This window comes from Streptomyces sp. NPDC058741 (assembly GCF_042746715.1).
Lineage (GTDB): Bacteria > Actinomycetota > Actinomycetes > Streptomycetales > Streptomycetaceae > Streptomyces.
The window spans coordinates 98,440-119,761 of the sequence record NZ_JBHYQH010000017.1; the positions used below are offsets into that span (position 1 = coordinate 98,440).

Annotated in this window: 17 protein-coding genes and 2 pseudogenes; 12 read left to right on the forward strand and 7 right to left on the reverse strand. The window is 73.0% G+C overall.

Features of this window, described 5'->3' with window-relative positions; all coding sequences use genetic code 11:
* The first annotated feature begins 52 nt into the window (after window positions 1–52).
* A complete protein-coding gene (locus ACFW6P_RS16500; protein ID WP_386355376.1) occupies window positions 53–2,203 on the forward strand; it encodes a SpoIIE family protein phosphatase in 2,151 nt (716 codons plus the stop codon).
* A gap of 147 nt (window positions 2,204–2,350) precedes the next feature.
* Here the strand turns inward: ACFW6P_RS16500 and ACFW6P_RS16505 are convergent, their stop codons facing one another.
* On the reverse strand, window positions 2,351–3,748 hold the full coding sequence (locus tag ACFW6P_RS16505) for a S1 family peptidase (protein ID WP_386355379.1): 1,398 nt from the start codon (window positions 3,746–3,748) through the stop codon (window positions 2,351–2,353).
* 742 nt (window positions 3,749–4,490) lie between these two features.
* Here ACFW6P_RS16505 and ACFW6P_RS16510 point away from each other — a divergent pair.
* The 4 genes from ACFW6P_RS16510 to ACFW6P_RS16525 all read left to right on the forward strand — a co-directional run bounded on the left by ACFW6P_RS16510 (window position 4,491) and on the right by ACFW6P_RS16525 (window position 10,693).
* The gene (locus tag ACFW6P_RS16510; protein WP_386355382.1) at window positions 4,491–4,706 is read left to right on the forward strand and encodes a type A2 lantipeptide; all 216 of its coding nucleotides are present in this window, start codon (window positions 4,491–4,493) and stop codon (window positions 4,704–4,706) included.
* A 134-nt stretch (window positions 4,707–4,840) separates the two neighbouring features.
* Window positions 4,841–5,647 (forward strand): HlyD family efflux transporter periplasmic adaptor subunit, encoded by an 807-nt coding sequence (locus ACFW6P_RS16515; protein WP_386355384.1) that lies wholly within the window; start codon window positions 4,841–4,843, stop codon window positions 5,645–5,647.
* Window positions 5,644–7,869 carry an NHLP family bacteriocin export ABC transporter peptidase/permease/ATPase subunit gene (locus ACFW6P_RS16520; RefSeq protein ID WP_386355387.1) on the forward strand — a complete coding sequence of 742 codons (2,226 nt, stop codon included), beginning with the start codon at window positions 5,644–5,646 and terminating at the stop codon, window positions 7,867–7,869. The genes ACFW6P_RS16515 and ACFW6P_RS16520 overlap by 4 nt, the downstream gene beginning before the upstream one ends.
* A gap of 1 nt (window position 7,870) precedes the next feature.
* Window positions 7,871–10,693: an NHLP bacteriocin export ABC transporter permease/ATPase subunit gene (locus ACFW6P_RS16525; RefSeq protein WP_386423995.1), complete on the forward strand. Its 2,823-nt coding sequence runs from the start codon at window positions 7,871–7,873 to the stop codon at window positions 10,691–10,693.
* Between the two features lie 4 nt (window positions 10,694–10,697).
* Here the strand turns inward: ACFW6P_RS16525 and ACFW6P_RS16530 are convergent, their stop codons facing one another.
* Window positions 10,698–11,225 carry an SRPBCC family protein gene (locus ACFW6P_RS16530; RefSeq protein WP_386355393.1) on the reverse strand — a complete coding sequence of 176 codons (528 nt, stop codon included), beginning with the start codon at window positions 11,223–11,225 and terminating at the stop codon, window positions 10,698–10,700.
* A gap of 5 nt (window positions 11,226–11,230) precedes the next feature.
* Entirely contained in the window at window positions 11,231–11,575 is a 345-nt protein-coding gene (locus tag ACFW6P_RS16535; RefSeq protein WP_386355396.1) for an ArsR/SmtB family transcription factor, read from the reverse strand.
* Between the two features lie 179 nt (window positions 11,576–11,754).
* Between ACFW6P_RS16535 and ACFW6P_RS16540 the strand changes: the two genes are divergently transcribed.
* The 5 genes from ACFW6P_RS16540 to ACFW6P_RS16560 all read left to right on the forward strand — a co-directional run bounded on the left by ACFW6P_RS16540 (window position 11,755) and on the right by ACFW6P_RS16560 (window position 15,470).
* On the forward strand, window positions 11,755–12,762 hold the full coding sequence (locus ACFW6P_RS16540) for a Ppx/GppA family phosphatase (protein WP_386355399.1): 1,008 nt from the start codon (window positions 11,755–11,757) through the stop codon (window positions 12,760–12,762).
* A gap of 77 nt (window positions 12,763–12,839) precedes the next feature.
* Window positions 12,840–13,040: a hypothetical protein gene (locus tag ACFW6P_RS16545; protein WP_386355402.1), complete on the forward strand. Its 201-nt coding sequence runs from the start codon at window positions 12,840–12,842 to the stop codon at window positions 13,038–13,040.
* A gap of 506 nt (window positions 13,041–13,546) precedes the next feature.
* On the forward strand, window positions 13,547–14,554 hold the full coding sequence (locus ACFW6P_RS16550) for an iron-containing redox enzyme family protein (protein ID WP_386355405.1): 1,008 nt from the start codon (window positions 13,547–13,549) through the stop codon (window positions 14,552–14,554).
* A 21-nt stretch (window positions 14,555–14,575) separates the two neighbouring features.
* Window positions 14,576–15,229, forward strand: a complete 654-nt coding sequence (locus ACFW6P_RS16555) for a HemK2/MTQ2 family protein methyltransferase (RefSeq protein WP_386355408.1) — start codon at window positions 14,576–14,578, stop codon at window positions 15,227–15,229.
* Between the two features lie 76 nt (window positions 15,230–15,305).
* Window positions 15,306–15,470, forward strand: a complete 165-nt coding sequence (locus ACFW6P_RS16560) for a CDGSH iron-sulfur domain-containing protein (RefSeq protein ID WP_386355446.1) — start codon at window positions 15,306–15,308, stop codon at window positions 15,468–15,470.
* A gap of 167 nt (window positions 15,471–15,637) precedes the next feature.
* Here the strand turns inward: ACFW6P_RS16560 and ACFW6P_RS16565 are convergent, their stop codons facing one another.
* Entirely contained in the window at window positions 15,638–16,072 is a 435-nt protein-coding gene (locus ACFW6P_RS16565) for a protease inhibitor (protein WP_386423997.1), read from the reverse strand.
* Window positions 16,073–16,383: 311 nt separating this feature from the next.
* On the opposite strand from ACFW6P_RS16565, the pseudogene ACFW6P_RS16570 reads away from it, so the two are divergent.
* Both ACFW6P_RS16570 and ACFW6P_RS16575 read left to right on the forward strand, forming a co-directional pair.
* Window positions 16,384–16,937: pseudogene (locus ACFW6P_RS16570) on the forward strand (hypothetical protein).
* A 72-nt stretch (window positions 16,938–17,009) separates the two neighbouring features.
* Window positions 17,010–18,386: pseudogene (locus ACFW6P_RS16575) on the forward strand (alpha/beta fold hydrolase).
* A 54-nt stretch (window positions 18,387–18,440) separates the two neighbouring features.
* Here ACFW6P_RS16575 and ACFW6P_RS16580 read toward each other — a convergent pair.
* From ACFW6P_RS16580 to ACFW6P_RS16590, 3 genes are all read right to left on the reverse strand, one after another.
* A complete protein-coding gene (locus ACFW6P_RS16580) occupies window positions 18,441–20,072 on the reverse strand; it encodes an RICIN domain-containing protein (RefSeq protein ID WP_386355414.1) in 1,632 nt (543 codons plus the stop codon).
* 338 nt (window positions 20,073–20,410) lie between these two features.
* Entirely contained in the window at window positions 20,411–20,788 is a 378-nt protein-coding gene (locus tag ACFW6P_RS16585; RefSeq protein WP_386355416.1) for a toxin Doc, read from the reverse strand.
* 3 nt (window positions 20,789–20,791) lie between these two features.
* Window positions 20,792–21,037, reverse strand: a complete 246-nt coding sequence (locus tag ACFW6P_RS16590; RefSeq protein WP_062930854.1) for a hypothetical protein — start codon at window positions 21,035–21,037, stop codon at window positions 20,792–20,794.
* Window positions 21,038–21,322 lie beyond the last annotated feature (285 nt).

Here is a 21,322-nt window from a genome sequence, read left to right on the forward strand (position 1 = left end):
GGGGAGATTTGTTCTGGACCCGGTCGCGCGGCCGTGCGAGGAGGTGGTCGGCGTGTCCGACGGGCAGTCGTCCGCGCAGACGCCGGTGGCCGCCAGGACTCCGGTCGGCCGTCCGGTGCTGTCCCTGGCACTGGCCTCGCTGATGGACGAGGTGCACGGCCATTCGGGCGCGGTGTACCTGCTGGCCCCCGACCGGCCCGTACTGGAGATGGCGGTGATGGCCGGGCTGCCCCGGACGTTCGCGGCGCCCTGGGAGCGGGTCGCGCTGAGCGCGCCGATCCCGGTCGCCGAGGCGGCGCGCGAGCGGCGGCTTGTGTGGGTCGGCGGGGAGGAGGAGATGGCCCGCCGCTATCCCCGCATCGCCGTGGTGCTGCCCTACCCGTTCGCCCTGGCCGCGGTGCCGATCGCCACCGAGTCCACGGTCTACGGCGCCGTCTTCGTGACCTGGCCCGGCTCGCATCCCCCCGAACTGTCCGGCCACGAGCGCGAGCATCTGACGGCCGCCTGCGGCCGGCTGGCCGTCCGGCTGCACCGGGCCGCCGAGCTGAGCATCCCGCAGCACCCCGAGACCGACCTGGTGGCCGCGCCCCTGGCCGGCGGCATGGCGGCCACGCTCGGCGCGGTCGAGGCGGCCCGCATGGTGAGCCGCCTGCCCTACGGGCTGGTGTCGCTGGATCTGCACGGACGGATCGGCTTCGTCAACGCGGCGGCGGCCGAGCTGCTGAACGTCCCGGTCAGCCGCCTCCTCGGCACCCAGCTGTGGGCGTCGGTGCCCTGGCTGAACGACCCCGTGTACGAGGACCGTTACCGGGCCGCGCTGCTGAGCCAGCACTCCACCTCGTTCGTGGCGCTGCGCCCGCCCGGCGCGTGGCTGTCCTTCCGGCTGTACCCGAGCACGACGGGTCTGAGCGTGCGCATCACCCGCTCCCGCGCCGTGTCGGAGATGAACCGGGCCGCACCGCCGCCCCCCGGGGCGCCGTCCCGGCTGGTCACGATCTCCCAGGTGCTGAACCTGGCCGGAGCGCTCACCGAGGCGGTCGGGGTCCAGGACGTGGTGCAGCTGGTGGCGGACGAGATCGCCCCGGCCTTGGGAAGCGAGGCACTGGTGGTGCTGGGTTCGCGCGCCAACCGGCTGCGGGTGCTCGGGCACCGCGGGTACCGGGACACCTGCGTGATGGAGCGGTTCGAGGGGCTGCCGCTGACCGAGCCGACCCCCGGCACGCAGGTACTGCGCACGGGCGTGCCCGCGTTCTTCGAGTCACGGGAGCAGCTGGAGCGGCTCTACCCGCCGCGCACGGACTCCGCCGACGGATTCGCGGCCTGGGCGTATCTGCCGCTGATCGCCCAGGGACGGCCGGTGGGGACCTGTGTGCTCGCCTACGCCGAACCGCACCCCTTCCCGACGGAGGAGCGGGCGATCATGACCAGCCTGGCCGGTTTGATCGCCCAGGCGCTGGAACGTGCGCTGCTCTACGACGCCAAGCACCGGCTCGCGCACGGCCTGCAGGAGGCGCTGCTGCCGCACTCGCTGCCCTCGCTGCCGGGCATCGAGGCGACCGGCCGCTATGTGCCGGCCACTCAGGGCATGGACATCGGCGGCGACTTCTACGACCTGGTGGGCACCACGCAGGGGACGGCGGCTGCCGTGATCGGGGACGTGCAGGGCCACAACGTCACCGCGGCCGGGCTGATGGGGCAGGTCCGCACCGCGGTCCGGGCGTACACGACCGTGGGGCAGGCGCCGGAGGAGGTCATGCGCAGCACCAACCGGCTGCTGCTCGACCTGGGAGCCGAGCTGTTCGCCAGCTGCCTGTACCTGCGGCTCGATCCGGTGCACGGGCGGGCCGTGATGTCCCGGGCCGGTCATCCGCCGCCGCTGCTGAGGCGCCCCGACGGGCGGGTGCGGGTCCTCGACCTGGCCGGCGGGCCGCTGCTGGGCATCGACACCTCGGCGGTGTACCCGACGACGGAGGTCGGCCTCCCGCCCGGTTCGCTGCTCGTCCTCTACACCGACGGTCTGGTCGAGTCCCCCGGCACGGACTTCGAGGAGTCCCTCGCCCAGCTGTGCCTGCGCCTGGGCGAGGCCGGTGACCGGCCGCTGGAGGAACTCGCCGACGGTCTCGTCCGCCGTCGGCCGTACCGCGTCGACGGCGAGGAACGACTCGACGACATCGCCCTGCTGCTGATCAGGGCACTCGGATAGGGCGGGTCCCGGCCGTCCGGAGGGCGGGAATGCGCCGGACGGGCGGAGAGGCGACCGGTCCTCCCCTGCGCAAGGCCGGCCCGCTCCCGGCAGGAAGGGGGCGGGAGCGGGCCGGCGTCGTCGGGCCGACCGCCGACGTGTGGGGGGTCAGCGCGACTCGGTCAGCTCCGAGTGGTCCTGCGCGCCCTGACCCGCGTCCTGACCGGCACCGGCGCCCGCTTCCTCGCCTCCGGCCTGCTCCTGACCGGCACCCGCGCCGGCCTCCCCACCGGCACCGGCACCCTGGCCGTTGCCCACGCCCTGACTGTTTCCGGCGCCTTGACCGTTACCCACGCCCTGACCGTTTCCGGCGCCTTGGCCGTTTCCGGCGCCTTGGCCGTTGCCGGGGGCCTCCTCGCCCGCACCGGCGCCGCCGCCCACGGCACCGCCGTCACCGAGCGTGGCTCCGACGGCTTCCAGGGCGGTGGTGACCGGCTGGAAGAACGTCTCGCCGCCGGCGGTGCAGTCGCCGCTGCCGCCGGAGGTCAGGCCGATCGCAAGACCGTCCTGGGTGAACAGCGAGCCGCCGCTGTCGCCGGGCTCGGCGCAGACGTCGGTCTGGATGAGACCGGTGACCGTGCCCTCCGGGTAGTTCACCGTGGCGTCGAGGCCCAGCACCTGGCCGTCGTCAAGGCCGGTGGTGCTGCCCATGCGGAAGACCTGCTGACCGACGGTCGCCTCGCCGGCCTGGGTGATCTGGACCGTCTGGCCGCCGGTGTTGACCTCGCTGGGCGCCTGGGTCGCGGGGTCGTCGTACTTCACGAGTGCGAAGTCGCCGTTGCCGGGGAAGGTCGACCGGTCGACGGTGGCGATCGGCTGTCCCCCCTGGGTGTCCGACCACTCGTTGCCGCCGAGGGTGCAGTGGCCGGCCGTCAGGAACGCCGGGGCGCCGTCGGCCGCCGTGACGTTGAAGCCGAGGGAGCAGCGCGAGCCGCCCGCGAAGATGGCGTCGCCGCCGGAGACGAACGGCTTGAAGGTGCCGGAGGACTTCCTGAGGGTGGCCATGCCGGAGCCGAGGCTCCTGACGGTGGATTCCAGTGTGTCCCACTTGGCGCCGGTCACCGTGCTGTCGGCGGTCACCAGGAGCTTGTTGGTGCGCGGGTCGATCGACCACGAGGTGCCGGCGATGGTCGCCTCGGACTTCAGCGTGGAGGCCCCGTCCTGGAGCTCGGACCAGCTGTTGTCGACCTCGCGCACTTTCGCGCCGGCCGCCTTCGCCTGCACGATCACCTTGTTGTTGTCGCCGGGTACGACGTTGACGACGAGCTGCTTGTTGCCGCTGTCGTAGTAGGAGCCGCCGAACGACTCACCGAGGAGCCCGGAGAGCTGCGAGGCGAGATCCGACGCGTCGCCCGCCTTGAGGGTCTTCGGCGCTGCCGCCGTGTCGTCGGACGAACCGTCCTGCGACGCGTTGGCGTTGGGGAGCAGGATCGCGGCCGCGCCGAGCGCCACCACACCGCCCGCCGCTATCGCGGCCTTGCGCTTCGGAATTCGCTTGTGACTCAAACTTCTCTCCTCCTGGAGACGGAGTGTGTGCCGCCGTTCGGCAGCTTCTGGGGGGCGCCTGGATGGCTGTTGGTACGCACGGGTGGCGTGGGGCGTTCAATTCCGTTTGCACGTGATCCCGTCGCGCGGCGCAACCGGCCAACTCCCCCTGCCCGCATACCGAGAGCGCGGCCCGCGGCGGCCCTGGTCACAGCACGGGACGCGAGGACGCAGCGGGACGGGGACGTAGGGGCCCATGGCCGGATGACGGCCCTTCAGCACCCGGGGGCCCTCATCGGCGACTGAAAGCGAACGCTCCGTATGCGAGCGAAAACGATCTGTTGCGAACGGCGAGTCGAATCCCGGCTTCAGTGAATCTGCACATCGGATACCCAAGGCGGTCACCGGAAGAAGAGTTGCCCGCGCCCCGGTCGCGCCGGTCACGTCTTTGATGCGGGATGCCGGATTCGATGCCGGGACTGGCAAGGGCCCGCATGCGCCGATGCCGTGGCGCATGTGAAGAACTCGCCGCCAAGCCGTGCACAGGCCTGCACGGATCGGTACCGCTGCGGCGCAAGTTGCCTGGTGAGACGGGTGGTTGATTGGAATCGCCCGTCCGCGGCGTGCTTTGATCCATCGCACCGCGGGGGCCGCCCCAGGGCATGTGGAGACGCATGCCCGGCACTCGTGGCGCGGCCGTCATCTGTCCCCAGAGGGGGCCGCTCCCCCCTTGTGAGATATCCATGCGAAGGGAAGTTCCATCATGAACTCCACCCCCCGGGTCGAGACCGCCGAGATCGCCGACGCCGAGCTCGACGCCGTCTCCGGTGGTCTGGCCGTGAACGCCGTGAACACCGTCACCGACACGGTGGACGGCATCGCTCCGGTTTCCGGCCTGGCGAACACCGCCGTCGGCACCGTCGAGGGTGTCACCGGCCTGAACACGGCCCCGGTCACTCACCTGGTCGCCGGTCTCTGATCCGGCCCTGTCGCCGTTGACTCCCGGAGCCGCAGCCGGCGGTTCCGGGATCTTCGGGTGCCATGACCCCCTCCGCCACGGCGACACCCTCCGCCACGGCGTCACGAACCTCTTCTACGGGTGAGGGAAGTTCCTTGCAGTTCCGCCAACAGGCCCTCGCCAAGCTCCAGTCACCGGAGGAGCTCGACCTCCCGGTGCGTTTCGCCCGCCCGCAGGGCTGGCTCGTGCTCTCCGTGACGGTGGTCGCGATGGCGGCCGCCTCGGTGTGGGCGGTGACCGGCTCGGTGGCCTCCACCGTCAGCGCACCGGCCGTCCTCACGCACGGGCAGGGCAGTTACGTCCTGCAGAGCCCCGTCGCGGGCCAGGTCACGGCGGTCCTCGCCGAGCAGGGCCGGCGGCTGCCCGCGAACTCCCCCGTGCTCAAGGTCCGTACCCCCGAGGGCGAGACCGTCGTGCGCACCCTCGACGCGGGCCGGGTCTCCGCGCTCGCCGCGACCGTCGGGCAGATCATCCGGACCGGCGCGAACGTCGCCGCCGTGGAGAAGGTCGCCCGCGCCCGGGATCCGCTGTACGCGACGGTGTACGTCCCCGCGGAGAACGCCGCCTCGATCCCGGACGGCGCACCCGTCGACCTGACCGTGCAGTCCGTGCCGACCCAGGAGTACGGCGTGCTGCGCGGCCATGTGAAGTCGGTGGACCGCTCGGCCCAGTCGCCCCAGCAGATCGGCGCGTTCCTCGGGGACAGCCAGCTGGGCGAGCAGTTCACGCGGAAGGGCAGGCCGGTGGCCGTGACGGTCCGGCTGGACAAGTCGTCCGCCACGAGGAGCGGTTACCGGTGGTCGTCGGCCGACGGACCGCCGTTCGAACTGTCTTCCATGACCCTGGCCTCCGGGTCGATCCGGCTGGCCGACCAGCGTCCCGTCGACTGGCTGCTGCCATGAGCGCCACCGCACCGGGGACCCGGGGCAGGCGCCGCGCCGCGCCGCCGAAGCGCAAGGTGCCCACGGCGAGGGCGAAGACCGTCCGTACACCCACCGTGCTGCAGATGGAGGCCGTCGAGTGCGGCGCCGCCTCGCTGGCGATGGTGCTCGGCCACTACGGCAGGCACGTCCCGCTGGAGGAGCTGCGCATCGCCTGCGGTGTCTCCCGCGACGGCTCACGTGCCAGCAACCTCCTGAAAGCGGCCCGCAGTTACGGCCTGACCGCCAAGGGCATGCAGATGGACCTGGCGGCCCTCGCGGAGGTGACGTCGCCGGCCATCCTGTTCTGGGAGTTCAACCACTACGTCGTCTACGACGGCATGGGCCGCCGCTTCGGCCGCCGCGGCGTCTACATCAACGACCCCGGCAAGGGACGCCGTTTCGTCTCCATGGAGGACTTCGACGGCAGCTTCACCGGTGTCGTGCTGGTGATGGAGCCCGGCGAGGACTTCACCCGGGGCGGCCGCAAGCCCGGTGTGCTGGGCGCGATGCCCGCCCGGCTGCGCGGCACCGCGGGCACCATGCCGGCCGCCGTCCTGGCGAGTCTGCTGCTGGTGGCGGTCGGCGCGGCGGTGCCCGCGCTCAGCCGCACCTACATCGACGAGTTCCTGATCGGCAACCGGACCTCGCTGCTGGGCGTGCTGTTCGCGTCGATGGCGGCGTGCGTGCTGCTGACCGTGCTCCTGACCTGGCTGCAGCAGGCCAACCTGCTGCACGGGCGGATCATCTCCTCCACTCTGTCCAGCGCCCGCTTCCTGCGGCATCTGCTGCGGTTGCCCGTCACGTTCTTCTCCCAGCGCAACCCGGCCGACCTGGTGCAGCGGCTGCAGTCCAACGACGCCGTCGCCGAGACCCTCTCCCGCGACCTCGCGGCGGCGGGCGTGGACGCGGTCGTGGTCGTGCTGTACGCGGTGCTGCTGTACACCTACGACCCGCAACTGACGTTCGTCGGCATCGGCGTGGCCCTGCTGAACGTCGTCGCCATGCGGGTCGTCGTCCGGCTGCGGGCCACCCGCACGGCGAAGCTGCGCGCCGACACGGCCCGGCTCACCAACACCGCCTACACCGGCCTGCAGCTCATCGAGACGATGAAGGCGACCGGCGGCGAGGACGGCTACTTCCGCAAGTGGGCCGGGCAGCACGCCACCACCCTGGAGGAGCAGCAGCGGCTCGGTGTGCCGAGCGCCTGGCTGGGTGTGGTCGCGCCGACACTCGCCACCCTCAACAGCGCGCTGATCCTGTGGATCGGCGGTATGCGCGCGGTCGAGGGGCACATCTCGGTGGGTCTGCTGGTGGCCTTCCAGGCCCTGGTCACCCGTTTCACGGCCCCGTTGACCCGGCTGAACGGCGTCGCGGGCCGCATCCAGGACTTCGCGGCCGACGTGGCCCGGCTGAAGGACGTGGAGAACTTCAAGGCGGACCCGCTCTACGGCCGCCCCGGCGCCGGCGAGTCCACGCGCCGCCTGCAGGGCCACGTGGAGCTGGAGAACATCACGTTCGGCTACAGCCCGCTCGACAAGCCCCTGCTCTCCGGCTTCGACCTGACGGTCGGCCCGGGGCAGCAGGTCGCGCTGGTCGGCGGCTCGGGCAGCGGCAAGTCGACGGTGTCGCGGCTGATCTCCGGCCTGTACGCGCCCTGGGAGGGCGTGATCCGCGTCGACGGGCAGCGCATCGAGGACATCCCGCGCGGGGCGCTGGCAGCCTCCGTCTCCTTCGTCGACCAGGACGTGTTCCTCTTCGAGGGCACGGTCCGCGACAACGTGGCGCTGTGGGACCCGTCCGTCCCGGACGACGCCGTGGAGGACGCGCTGCGCGACGCGGCCCTGTACGACGTGATCACGCGCCGTCCGGGCGGCATCCACAGCCGGGTCGAGCAGGACGGCCGCAACTTCTCCGGCGGGCAGCGCCAGCGCCTGGAGATCGCGCGGGCACTGGTGCGCCGGCCGAGCATCCTGGTGCTCGACGAGGTGACCAGCGCGCTGGACGCGGAGACCGAGCTGGTCGTGATGGACAACCTGCGCCGGCGCGGCTGCGCCTGCGTGGTGATCGCGCACCGGCTCAGCACCGTGCGCGACAGCGACGAGATCGTCGTCCTGCAGCACGGCACGGTCGTCGAGCGGGGACGGCACGAGGACCTGGTGGCGCGCGGCGGCGCCTACGCTGCACTGGTCAGGGAGCGGTGAGATGACGGCCGTTCACGAAGGACACGGCGACCTGGTGCTCGGCGCCTTCGGGCAGCTGGGCTCGCGCATCGACTGCGCCGGGTTCAACCGCCTGGACCTGGAGGGTCCGCAGGTGCTGTGGCTGGTGGCGTCGGGGGCGGTCGACCTGTTCGCGGTCGACGCCGGCCGGCAGGGCCACTGGCACCACCTGGGCCGCCTGGAGGCGGGCTCGCTGGTGCTCGGCCCGGTGGCGGGAGCGCAGCACACCCTGGTGGCCCGCCCACTGCGCGACTGCGTGGTGCACCGCATCGGCGTGCGCGAGCTGTACCAGCCCGCCGACTCGGCCACCTGGTCCTACGACCAGTACGGCAATCCCCAGTACGTGCCCCCGGCGACGAGCCCCCTGGAGTACGCGCTCGCCCTGGGCGTGGGCCGCAGCCTGTCCATCCTCTTCCAGGCGCCGATGGCCACCGAGCGGGCCGCGGCGCCCACGGACGACGACGTGTTCTGGATGCAGGTGCCGCCGGGCAGCGTGCAGTACGGCTCGCTGTACGGCGCCGAGGCCGCGGCCGACCTGCTGATGGACCCGGCACTGTGGCAGTCCGTGGTCGACCAGCAGTACCGGCTGCTGACCACGCTCGACCGCTGGATCGAGCAGCTGGAGCGCACCCACGAGACGCGCACGGCCGAGGGCATCAAGGCCGGCGAGGCGGTGCGCGCCCAGGCCGACCGGACCCTGCTCGCCTCGATCGGCACGCGGTCCTCCAAGCGCGCCACCGCGGCCGACGCCGACGCCACGTACGAGGCGTGCAGGCTGGTGGGGCAGGTGGCCGGCATCAGCCTCACCGAGCCCACCCAGAAGGGCACCGGCGGCGACCGCCTCGACCCGGTCGAGCAGATCGCCCTGGCCTCGCGCGTCCGCACCCGGGCCGTACGGCTGGACGGCCGCTGGTGGCGGGACGACGTGGGGCCGCTGGTCGGTCACCGGGCCCTGTCGGGTGCGCCGGTGGCGCTGCTGTGGCGGCGCGGCGGCTATGTCGCGGTCCACCCCTCCACCGGGCGGGAGACGCCGGTCGAGAAGGCCAACGCCGACGAGTTCGAACCGCGCGCGGTGATGTTCTACCGTCCGCTGCCCGAGCGGGGGCTGAGCCCGCTGAGGCTGCTGCGGTTCTGCGTGCGGGGCATGCGCGGCGACCTCACGGGCCTGCTGCTCAGCGGTCTGGTCACGGTGGCGATCGGCGCGCTGGTGCCGATCGCCACCGGCAAGGTGCTCGGCGAGTTCGTGCCGAAGGCGCAGACGGACCTGATCGTGCAGGTGTGTCTGGCGGTGATGCTCAGCAGTGGGGTGGCGGCGGCCTTCATGCTGCTGCAGAACCTGACGATCCTGCGGCTGGAGGGCCGGATCGAGGCCACGTTGCAGCCCGCCGTGTGGGACCGGCTGCTGCGGCTGCCGACGAAGTTCTTCACCGAGCGCTCCACCGGCGAGCTGGCCAGCGCGGCCATGGGCATCAGCGCGATCCGCCGGCTGCTGGCGGGGGTCGGCCCGACGGTCGCCCAGTCGGTGACGGTCGGGGCGATGAACCTGGGTCTGCTGCTGTGGTTCAGCGTGCCGATGGCGATGGCCGCGATCGCCATGCTCGTCGTCATCGCGGGGGTGTTCCTGGGGCTCGGGCTGTGGCAGGTGCGCTGGCAGCGGCGGCTGGTGGTGCTCTCCAACAAGCTGAACAACCAGGCCTTCCAGACGCTGCGCGGCCTGCCGAAGCTGCGGGTGGCGGCCGCCGAGAACTACGCCTACGCCGCGTGGGCCTCGGAGTTCGCGCGCAGCCGGGAGCTCCAGCAGAAGGTGGGGCGCATCAAGAACATCACCTCGGTACTGGGCGCGGTGTACCTGCCGCTGTGCACGCTGCTGATGTTCATGCTGCTGGCCGGTCCGGCCCGGGGCACGATGTCGGCGGCGGCGTTCCTCACCTTCAACACCTCGGTGACGATGCTGCTGACCTCCGTCACCCAGCTGACGGGCGCGTTCGTCTCGGCCGTGGCGGCGCTGCCGCTGTTCGAGGAGATCAGGCCGGTGCTGGACGCGACGCCCGAGGTGCGTGCGGCGAGCACCCGGCTGGGTCCGCTGACCGGGGCGATCGAGGCGCGGCGGGTGTCCTTCCGCTACGCGGACGACGGTCCGCTGGTCCTGGACGACGTGTCGTTCGAGGTGCGGCCGGGCGAGTTCGTCGCCATCGTCGGCCCGAGCGGCTGCGGCAAGTCGACGCTGCTGCGCCTGCTGATCGGCTTCGACCGGCCGGTGTCGGGCAGCGTGCTGTACGACGGCCAGGACCTGGCGGCACTCGACCAGTCGGCGGTGCGCCGCCAGTGCGGGGTGGTGCTGCAGCACGCGCAGCCGTTCACCGGCTCGATCCTGGACGTCATCTGCGGCACCGAGCCGTACACGCCGGAGGAGGCGATGGCGGCCGCGGAGATGGCCGGGCTCGCCGAGGACATCAAGCGGATGCCGATGGGCCTGCACACCATCGTCTCGGGCAGCGGGGCCGTCTCCGGGGGCCAGCGCCAGCGGCTGATGATCGCGCAGGCGCTGATCCGCCGGCCGCGCGTCCTCTTCTTCGACGAGGCCACCAGCGCCCTCGACAACGAGACGCAGCGCACGGTCATCGAGAGCACCAAGGCCCTCAACGCCACCCGCGTCGTCATCGCGCACCGGCTGTCGACCGTGATGGACGCCGACCGGGTCGTGGTGATGGAGGACGGCAAGGTCATCCAGCAGGGGCCGCCCGCGCAGCTGCTCGCAGACACCGGCGGGCGGCTGCACGAACTGGTGCGGCGCCAGATGGCCTGACCGCTCAGTCCCGCCCGGGCACCGGGGCGCCGGAGGGGACCCCGGCGGCGACGTAGGCGTCGTAGAGGTCCGGCCAGGGTGCGTCGGCCCCGGCGTGCGGGCCGGCGGACCGCTCGCCGCGCGCCCGGGCGTCCAGCGCGACCAGGCACACCTCCCAGCCCGCGCTGTTGCGGGCGGCGGTGTTCTCGGTGGCCAGGACGTTGGTGAGGGTGAAGCGGGTACGCCGGCCCTCGGTCTCCTCCAGGTCGAAGTGCACCTCGTCCCCGCCCCACTCGAACGACAGGTGCCGCGGCGGGTGGACGGCGAGGACGCGCCCCGTGGAGTCCTCCAGGTGCGGGTCGCCGCTGAACGTGACCGTGCCGCCGGGGCGCAGCTCGATCTCGGCGTGGGACGGGAACCAGTGCCGCAGTTCGCCGGCGTCGGTGACGAACCGCCAGACGCGCTCGACGGGGTGGTCGTAGAGGCGGCTGAAGCGGACGGCGGGGCGGCCGTCGTCCAGGGTCAGGTAGGTGCCGGTGGGTTCGGCGGCCATGGGGATCAGCCCTTCGGTGCGGGGGGTGTCTCGGGGAGGTCCGACGTCTCGTCGAGGCGGCGGCCCAGCGCGTCGAGGCTCTCGTTCCAGAGCTCGCGGTAGGGGGCGAGCCAGGCGTCGAGGGCGGCGATCGGGGCGGGGTCGAGGGCGTGGACGCGGCGCTGCGCGTCCTGCCGTACCCGGACCAGGCCTGCCTCGCGCAGCACTTTCAGATGCTTGGAGGTGCTCGGCTGGCTCAGCCCGCACGCCTCGACGATCTCGCCGACGGACCGGGGCCGCTCCAGGAGCAGCGCGAGGATGGCCCGCCGGTGGGGGTCGGCGAGCGCGGTCCAGAGGGCGGGGTCGGACATGCGTCCAATATGCCCCAGCGGTTATATTCCGGTCAAGACATACAAGCCCGTACAGCGGGCTTCCTTACGCGGGACGTCCACTGCGGTGCGACGGCCGCGGTGCCGGCCGATGGCGCGTCTTCGCCGTAGACGGCGCACCGGACCGTTGCTCCCGGGCCGAACTGGGTACCCACCGCAGCATGCGAATCAGCGTGGTGGACGTGGGATCGAACACGGTCAGGCTCGTGGTCGCGGACGCTGCGGACGGGGTACCGCTCCCCGTGCACACCGCCAAGTGGCGCCTCAGGCTGTCCGAGCAGGTCCCACCGGGGGGAGCCGTTCCCGAGCTAGCCGTCGAGCAACTGGTGCACGCGGTCGCGGAGGCCGGCAGGACCGCGGCCCGGTGGGGTGCGGCCGGACCGCCGGCGTTCGCGACCGCGGTGGTGCGCAACGCGCCGAACCACCAGGAGGTACTGCACGCCGTCCGCACCCGTACGGGCGTGGACCTGTGCACCCTGCCGGGCGAGGTGGAGGCCGAGCTGACCTTCCTCGGGGCGCGCCGCTGGATGGGCTGGCGGTCGGGGCCGCTCGCCCTGCTCGACATCGGCGGGGGCACGCTCGACGTCGCCTTCGGACGCGGCCGGCTGCCCGATTTCGTGGCCTCCCTGCCGCTGGGTGCGCGGCGGCTCACCCACGAGTTCTTCGAGGACGCGGACCCTCCGTCACCCGAGCAGCTGCGGGCGCTGCGGCGCAAGGTCCGCCACCAGCTGCGGGACGTCGCGGGCCGGATCCGCTGGGAGGGACCGCGCACCGCGGTCGCCACCTCCCGCACCTTCCAGCAACTGGGCCGCCTGTGCGGCGCGGCGCCCGGACGCCGCGGCCCGTTCGTGGACCGCGAGATGCGACGCGCGGACCTGCGCGAGGCGATCACGCGACTGGCCGCCCTGCCCGCCGCGGAGCGCGCGCGCCTGCCCGGCATCTCCGCGCCACGGGCCGCCCAGAGCCTGGCCGGCGCGGTGGTCGGGCACACCGCGATGAAGCTGACCGGCATCAAGTCGCTGACCGTCTGCCCCTGGGCGATCCGCGAGGGCGTACTGCTGCGCCACATCGAGGACGGCCCGTCCTGGTGGGCGGAGATGACCCGCCGCAGCGGGGACGCGGGCACTCCCGGACCCGTACCGCTGCGCATTGCGACCGCCGGCAGCTGACCGGCGCGGCATCCGCATCACGGCCCTGCGAAGAGCATGCGGCAAGCCCACGGAAGAGCACACAGAAAGGAGCCCCCGTGTCCCACGACAGGAAGCACGCCCGGGACGAGGAGACCGACAACGGCAAGCGGCCCGAGACGGCGCTCGAGGAGGTCTTCCGCGAGGTCGAGGACGCCGAGACCCGCGTCCCCGACGCCGCCGAGCGGCGCCACCGGGGCGAGGCCGGGGAGGCCGTCACCCCGAACACCCGCGCGCAGGAAGAGTCCCGAGGGGACTGACCCGCACCGGGCGGGCCCGGGCCACTGCGACGGCGGCCCCGGTGGACGCCCCGGCAGGGCCCAGGTGAACCCGGTCGGCTCCGGCACCCGACGCCATCCGCACGCTGATTCAGGACGGGGAACTCAGCCCGCGCCGGGCGGGTTGACCACCACGGCCTCGCCCGGCCGCTCGCACCCGTCGGCCACGTCCGGCGTCCGGCGTCCCGCGTGCGGCGTCCGGAAGGCCGGGCCCCGGACCGGGCCCCTGGTTGCGGTACGCCCGTGCCTGGCCGGGGATCGTGCAGCCGGTGCCGTGGAGGGCTCCCGAGCTCCCGTCGCCCCGCCTCCCCTTCGCAGCTGCCGGACGCCCACCCGGGCGAGGGCCTCGGTGTGGGGTGTGCGAGGTGACCGGCGCCTTCTTCCGGGTTCGGTCGCCGCGAGTGCCTTCACGGCGGGCCGGAGCACCCCTCGTGGCCGGGCCCACGCGGGTGGGTGACGCCGCAGCCCCGGCGGGTACCCGGCGGGGCATGGAGCACGAAGAACCACGACTTCCCACCGCCCGGGGCCCGCTGAGCAGGGGCATCGAGGCGCATCTGCGGGGCGCGGGCCGACTGCCCCGGCTGGAGGACGTCGCCCGGGCCGCGGTGTACGGCGAGGACCTGCAGCTCGCCCTGTACCTGTGCTACGAGCTGCACTACCGCGGTTTCGCCGGCGTGCCCCCGGAGCACGAGTGGGACCCGGACCTGCTGCGCGTCCGGGCGGCCATGGAGCACCGCTTCCTGTCCGCCCTGCGTACCGACGCCCCGGTCCACGACAGCGTGGACGAGGCGCTGGCCGCCCTCCTGGTCGAACCCGTCGAGGGCACGGGCGTCAGCCATTTCCTGCGCGACGAGGGCGAGCTGTGGCATCTGCGCGAGTACGCCGCGCAGCGTTCCCTGTACCACCTCAAGGAGGCGGACCCGCACGCCTGGGTGCTGCCCCGGTTGTGGGGCCGGGCGAAGGCGGGGATGGCGGCGGTCGAGTTCGACGAGTGGGGCGGGGGCCGCGCCGACCGTGTCCACGCCCGCCTGTTCGCCGGCCTGATGACGGACCTCGGCCTGGACACCGCCTACGGCCGCTACCTCGACGCGGCGTGCGCGGAGGCGCTGGTCACGGTGAACCTCATGTCACTGTTCGGCCTGCACCGGGCGCTCCGAGGCGCCCTGGTCGGGCACTTCGCGACGGTCGAGATCACCTCGTCGCCGGGTTCGCGCCGGCTCGCCGAGGCGATGCGCCGCACCGGTGCGGGGACCGCCGCCGAGCACTTCTACGACGAGCACGTCGAGGCCGACGCGGTGCACGAGCAGGTCGTGCGGCACGACGTCATCGGCGGCCTGCTGGAGCAGGAGCCGCATCTCGCCTCCGACGTGGCCTTCGGCATCGACGCCACCGAGTTCGTGGAGGAGCGCTTCGGGGCCCGGCTGCTCGCCGACTGGCGCGCGTCACGTTCGTCGCTGCGTGCACCGCTTGCTCAGGAAATCACCTATATCTCCTGAGCACCGGGGTACTCGGCGTCCGTGACTGCACTGGTACCCCCGGGCGTGTACGCCCCTCAGGAAGACACCGAGCTGCTGGCCGGTGCCCTGGCCGACGAAACGCTCCCGTCGGGCGCGAGGGTTCTCGACGTGGGCACCGGGACCGGCGCCCTGGCCCTGGAGGCCGCGCGCAGGGGCGCACGGGTGACCGCCGTGGACGTCTCCTGGAGCGCGGTGTGGGCCGCGCGGCTCAATGCCCGGCTCGCCGGGCTCCAGGTCCGTATCCGGCACGGCAACCTCTTCGAGCCCGTGCATCAGGAGACCTTCGACCTCATCCTCGCGAACCCGCCGTACGTGCCGACGCCGGACGGTCACCGTGTGCCGCGCGGCGCGGCCCGGGCCTGGGACGCGGGCGGTGACGGGCGGATGGTCGTGGACCGCATCTGCCGGGAGGCGCCCGCGCTGCTGCGTCCGGGCGGGGTGCTGCTGCTCGTGCAGTCGGCGCTCGCCGGCCCGGACCTGACCGTCGGGCGGCTGCGCACGGCGGGACTGAAGGCCGCGGTGACCCGGCGGCACCGGATCGCGCTCGGGCCGGTGCTGCGCGGCCGGGAGCGCTGGCTGCGGGAGCGGGGGCTGCTGTCCGCGGCCGACACGATGGAGGAGCTGGTGGTGGTCCGTGCCGAACTCCCCGTCTGAACGGAACTCACCGCCCGAACGGGACGTGGCGTCCGAGCGGCCCTCCCCCACCGCACGGTCCGGCGCCCCGCGCCGCGTGGCGATCCGGCGCAAGGGGCCGCTGCTCGTGGAGGGCCCGGTGGAGGTGGAGCTGGAGGACGGCTCCGTCGTCTCCTCCGACCGCTTCCGCGTCGCCCTGTGCACCTGCCGGCGCAGCCGGCGCTACCCCTGGTGCGACACGAGCCACCGGGACCGGGCGTAGCCCCGGCCGTTCGCCCTGGAAAGCCCAGGGGCCGGCGGGCGGCCCCACTCCGCCCGCCGGCCCCCTCGTACGAGATCGCCCCCCTGCCGTGACGGCGGCCCGGCTCCCCAGCCACGGCCCGCCGTGCCCCACGGTGCAGCGCGATCCCGGTCTCGGGAGGACTGTCCCTAGAAGGAGAAGACGCCCGTTCCGAAGGCGTTCTTCATGCAGTCGTTGGAGAACGTGCGCTCGTAGGAGACGCGCTGCCCCTGCCAGACACCGTCGACGGTGACGACCACGGGGGCGTACTGCTTGGTGCACATCAGGCCCTCGTGGGAGGTCAGGGCGCCGAAGTCGCCGTGGACGCCGCGCAGTTCCGCGCAGGCGGGCGCGGCGGCCGGGTGGGTGCCCGAGGGCCTCGGGGCGCAGGACAGGGTGACCGCGCGTTCCGGAGTCGTCGCGATCGCGCTCTCTCCGTGGCCCACCGTGAGGACGAGGACCGACGGGGCGTAGAGCGCGGTGGGGGCCTGGCCCGGCTCGGCGAGAGCGGCCCCGGAGAGGGGGCCGCAGACGGCGGTGGCCGTCAGTCCGAGAGTCGTGGCCCAGCGCACGGTGGTCCGCATGGTGTGCATCCTTCCGCTCGTTCTCTGGATCCGGTCGGTGCCCGGGACGGCGAGCGCGAGTCTGCCGAGTCCGCCGCCGAAACACACATCGAACCCACGGGTTTCAGTAACCTTGCGTATTGAATCAGTGGCGTGAAGTTACGGAATCGGCGGGCGGGAAGCCCGTAGCCGCACGGGCCGCGGGGGTACGAAACGGCCAGATGGCCGATTTCGATGCGCTCCTCAGTAGGCCTGAAACACTCCGATTCCGCCTTCGGGTGACCACTCTGCAACCGCTTGCGTTCATGGTCCGGCCGAGTAATCGTCACCACATGATTGCGAACGAGCAGCGAGAGCATGTGCGCGGCTGGTTCGCCGGCCGTCTTCCCGACGACCTCTTCGAGGAACCGACCGAGGTCACGGTCGACCGGGAGGAGATCACCGTGGCCGGCCGCATCCCCGCGCCCCGGCTGACCGAGGACGCCCCGGCCGCCGGGCGGGAGGCGGCCCTGGAGAGCCGGACGCTGAGCTCCGGGGGCGCTCGCGCGAGGAACGGATGGCCGTGGCCCGCGAGGCCGGGCACGGCTTTTGCCGGAAGGTGTCCTGGGGTGTGGAGTGCGGCGGCCGGCGCGCCCTCTTCACGCACCTGGCGGCGCCGGTCATGACGCGGCTGCGGCAGCCCGAGCGCCAGGTGCTCGACACCCTGATCGCGGGCGGCGTCGCCCGCAGCCGCAGCGAGGCGCTGGCCTGGTGCGTCCGTCTGGTGCGGCGTCACACCGACGACTGACCGTCGGAGTTGCGGGACTCCCTGGAGCACGTGCGGCGGCGGGCCCAGGTGCCGGACGCCGGACACGCCACCACGCCGGGCGGGGAGGGCGAGGACTGACACCGACATCGCGGCTGTCGGGGGGCGTTGGGGCTCCTGTCGCTGTCAGACCCCTCGGCTAGGTCCTCCGGCATGACCGACTTCGTACTGGTGGCGGGGACATGGCTCGGAGCGTGGGCGTGGGACGAGGTGGCCGCGGAGCTGCGCGGTGCCGGGCACGAGGCCCATCCGCTGACGCTGTCGGGCCTCGCCGACAAACGGGAGAGCAGGCCGTCCGGGCAGCAGGCGCACGTGCGGGACGTCGTCGACGAGGTGGAGCGCCTCGACCTGCGCGACGTGGTCCTGGTCGGGCACAGCTACGCGGGCGTCCCGGTCGGGCAGGCCGCCGGGCGGATCGGTGACCGGCTGGGGCGCGTGGTGTTCGTCGACGCCAACGTCCCGGTGGACGGGGAGTCGTTCCTGTCGGACTGGCCGAGCGACCACGTCCGCCGGGCCGTCGCCGACCACGACGGCTTCAACCGGGCGGCCCTGCAGCGCCGCCGGATCGTGCCGCGCATGCTGCGGGACGTGCACGAGCGGGACCTGTCGGTCGAGGTGCTGGGCCGTGCACTGCCCGCGCCCCTCGCGCTGGCCCCGGTCGGTGTGCTGTCGATCATGCACCCGGACGCCGAGCCGGCGGTGGCCCGGGCCGCGGCGGCGCAGGGCGTGCCGTACATCCTGTCCTCGGCTCCAGCAGGCCCATGGAGCAGGTCGCGGAGGCGATGGGCGACGCCGAGCGGTGGTTCCAGCTGTACTGGCCGAAGGACCCGGAGGTGGCCCGTAGTTTCCTGCAGCGGGCGAAGGCGTCCGGCTTCAGCGTGCTGGTCGTCACGCTGGACACGCCGCTGCTGTCCTGGCGGCCCCGCGATCTCGACCAGGCCTATCTGCCGTTCCTGCACGGCGTCGGCACGGCCAACTACTTCTCCGACCCGGCGTTCCGGGCGGGTCTGGCCAAGCCCGTGCACGAGGACCCGAACGTGGCGGTGATGCATTTCGTCGGGATGTTCTCCGACCCGGCCAAGTCCTGGCCGGACCTGGAGTTCCTGCGGGAGCACTGGTACGGGCCGATCGTCCTGAAGGGCGTGCTCCACCCGGACGACGCGCGGCTGGCCGCGGACGCCGGCATGGACGGCGTGGTCGTCTCCCACCACGACGGACGGCAGGTCGCCGGTTCCGTCGCGGCGGCCGACGCACTGCCGCGGGTGGCCGAAGCCGTCGGCGACCGGCTGACCGTCCTGTTCGACAGCGGCGTCCGCACCGGCGACGACGTCTTCAAGGCGCTCGCCCTGGGCGCCCGCGCCGTCCTGGTCGGCCGGCCCTACGTGTACGGCCTCGGCCTCGACGGACAGGCGGGCGTCGAGCACGTCGTCCGCTGCCTGCTGGCCGAACTCGACCTGACGCTGGCCCTGTCGGGGCACGCCACAGCGGGGGACGGTCACGGCGGGCGACCTGGTCGAGGACCCGGCCTGACGGCGGGGCTGCGCGGCCCCGCCGCGCGGCCCCGCCGAGGCCCGAGCCCTCCGCTCACTCCGACCGGCCGTCCGGCACGGTCACCCGCCGTGCCGCCGGGCTCCGGCGCTCCTCGATGGACAGGGACCCCGCCGCCGGTATGGGCTCCGCCCGCCAGCGCTGACCGCCGGAGCGGTCGCGGACCTTGACGACGACGTCGGCGTCCGGCTCGTCGTCGGCCGGGGCGAGGGCGAGCTGCTCGTCCCAGCGGGGCAGCAACTCGCCCCGCACGGTGAGGTCGTAGCGCACGTCGTCGCCCCGCTCGGCATCCTGCTCCGCGCAGGTACCGAGAATCACGACGCCGGCGTCCTTGTGCGAGTCCAGGCACAGCCCCGGATCGGCGACGCTGCGCAGCAACCCGTCCTTCTCGTACGTCCACTGCTGGGTCCACACCGTGGTGCACTCCGCCAGCTTCGTCCCCGAGCCCTCCTTCGGCAGGTCCCGGATGTCGAGGCACAGGTCGGTGCCGGTGTTGCGCAGCCGCGTCACGCCCGCGGCCGTGGGAAGCCCCGCGGTGCCGGGCGGCGACACCGAGGTGGCGCCGTCGCCGCCGGCGGCGCTGTTGGACCCGGCCGGGTCGGCCTCGCCGCCGTCGTAGGACGACGGGCTGATGATGAGGACGGTCGCCAGCACCCCTGCCGAAACGGCGCCGGCGCCCGTGAGGAGGGCGCGCGAGGACCGCAGCGGCTCCGGGACGCGCGGGACCCGGCGGACGGAGACGGGGATCCTGGACAGCAGCCGGGGCCGCCGTCCGGTGGCCCGCCGCCCGCCGGAGCGTCCGCCGGGGCGGGCGCCCTTCGGGCCATGCGGGGACCGGCCCCACCGGGAGTCGAGGTAGCGGCGGGCGCCCCAGCCGAGCACCGCCTCCGCGATCAGCGGACCGATCGACGTCTCGAAGTGACCGAGCTGCTCGGCCGCGTTCCGGCAGTAGCCGCATTCCCCCAGGTGCTCCTGGACGTCCGGCAGCAGGGCGCCGCCCCGGCGGATCGGGATGTCGAGCAGGCGGTTGTAGAACCGGCAGTCCTGGGTGGGCGCGAGTTCGCGATGGGCCCTCACACACCCTTCGCGGAATGCGTCACGCGCCTGTTCGAGTGCGGCCGGCGCCAGGTCGGTATCCATGCCCAGCAGACCGGCGGCGACGTTGATGGGGTCCGCCTCCACCTCGACGTGCCACAGCAAACAGCGTGCGGCGGAGGGAAGTACCTGGAATGCCCGCTCCGCGACGATGCGATTTTCCGGCGTCATGGATGTCGCGGCGCGCAGGCCGCGCCCTCCGGCCGGTTTCTGCAGAGCGGGCAGAACGGCCGATATTCGATCGTCGCCGGACCACTCCCGGATCGTGTCGCGCACGGTCACCAGAAGGGCAGGGCGCAGCGCGACGGCCGAGTCGCCGAAGGCGAGGCGGTTGAGCGTCCGGTGGAACGCCGTTCCCGTGACCATGGAGGCGACCTGCGCCGACGAGGCGAGGCAGATGACCGCGTAGTCGTGGACCGACTGCCAGTGCCGCGCCATGAGCAGCGCGACGGAATGGGCGGCGACCGAGCCCTCCGGGCTGCCTCTCAGCCGGGCGGCGAGGCTTTCGTCCGATTCCCCGGGGTCCCCGCCGGGCGGGGGAAACGGAGGACGAGAGGGGTGGGGGGTGGGCACTGAGATGGTTCCTTCCCAGGCATGTGACACAGAAGTCCTGTCGCCGAAAAGGGAGGCCCGGTGGGTGCGTACCTCTTTGGCGCGGCGCGGGAGGGGTGCGAATTCACCGGTGGTGAATCGGAGTCGGTCTGCACATCGCGTGCGACACCCGGCCATTCCCCCCGCACGCGCGGTCACTCTTGCACAACCGCCACACCAGCAACAAGGCGGACGGATGACATCCGCGCCATTGCCAGGAGGCCGGAAAGGCGAACGCACGTACGTGGACCGTTTCGGATTTCGACATGTCCAGGGGCCCCGTGCGCGTCGGGCGACCTCGGTGCGTGCGCCGCTCGTCCTCAGATCTGCCAGGAACGCAGCCGGTCCGCCGCCCCGTAGACGTCGGTCGTGCCGGACATCAGGTCCCGGGCGAGGTCGACCAGGGCGCCGTAGGGCGGATCCATGCCGACATCGCTGACGAACATGTACGCCACCGCGGTCGCACAGGCGAAGCGGGCGTTGGCCGAGGGCAGCGGGCGCAGGACGGCGAGGGTGTGCAGGAGTGCGGCGGCCCGCCAGGCCGCGTCGGATTTCACCCCGAGGCGCGGCGGGTCGACACGGTGCCGGGCGACGGCGGCGACCAGCGCGGAGAAGTCGTTGATCACGGGCTGGTCCGGCAGGACCTCTTCGTGGCGCTGGAGCAGCCAGGGCACGTCGATGTGCAGAACGGGTGCCATGGGTCAGGCGGCCCGTCCTTCGCCCTTGGCGGGCGGTTCGTCGTCGGGGAAGGCGGCGGCGAACTCGTCGGCGTGGGTGGAGAAGAACCGGCGGAAGGCCTCGGCGCCCTCCTGCAGCGCCCGGTGGCGGGCGATGTCGGCCGCGGCCGCCTCCCGCACGAGCGCCTTCATGGACGTACCGCGCTCCTTGGCGATCTGCCGCAGGTCCTCGAGCTCGCGGTCGCTGAACTCCACGTTGAGAGCTGGCATGCCTTCACGGTACCGCTCGGGTACTCGCTGGTAAATATCCGCAGGTCGGAGCAGAGGTGGAACGGTACCGACGAAAGGAATCCGGCGGCCGGTCCGGGAGATGTGGGTCACACCACGGCCGCGCGATGTCACACGCGGGGGCCCTGGCCGGCTCGCAGGGGAGAACGCGTCCGAGGGAGGCGCCCATGACCGAGACCACCGCACCCGGCGCCCGCGCCCCCTTCGACGTGAGGAGCGCCCGGCGCCCGGTTCGTCCCAGGCCACGGCGGTGAACGCGTCGGCCGG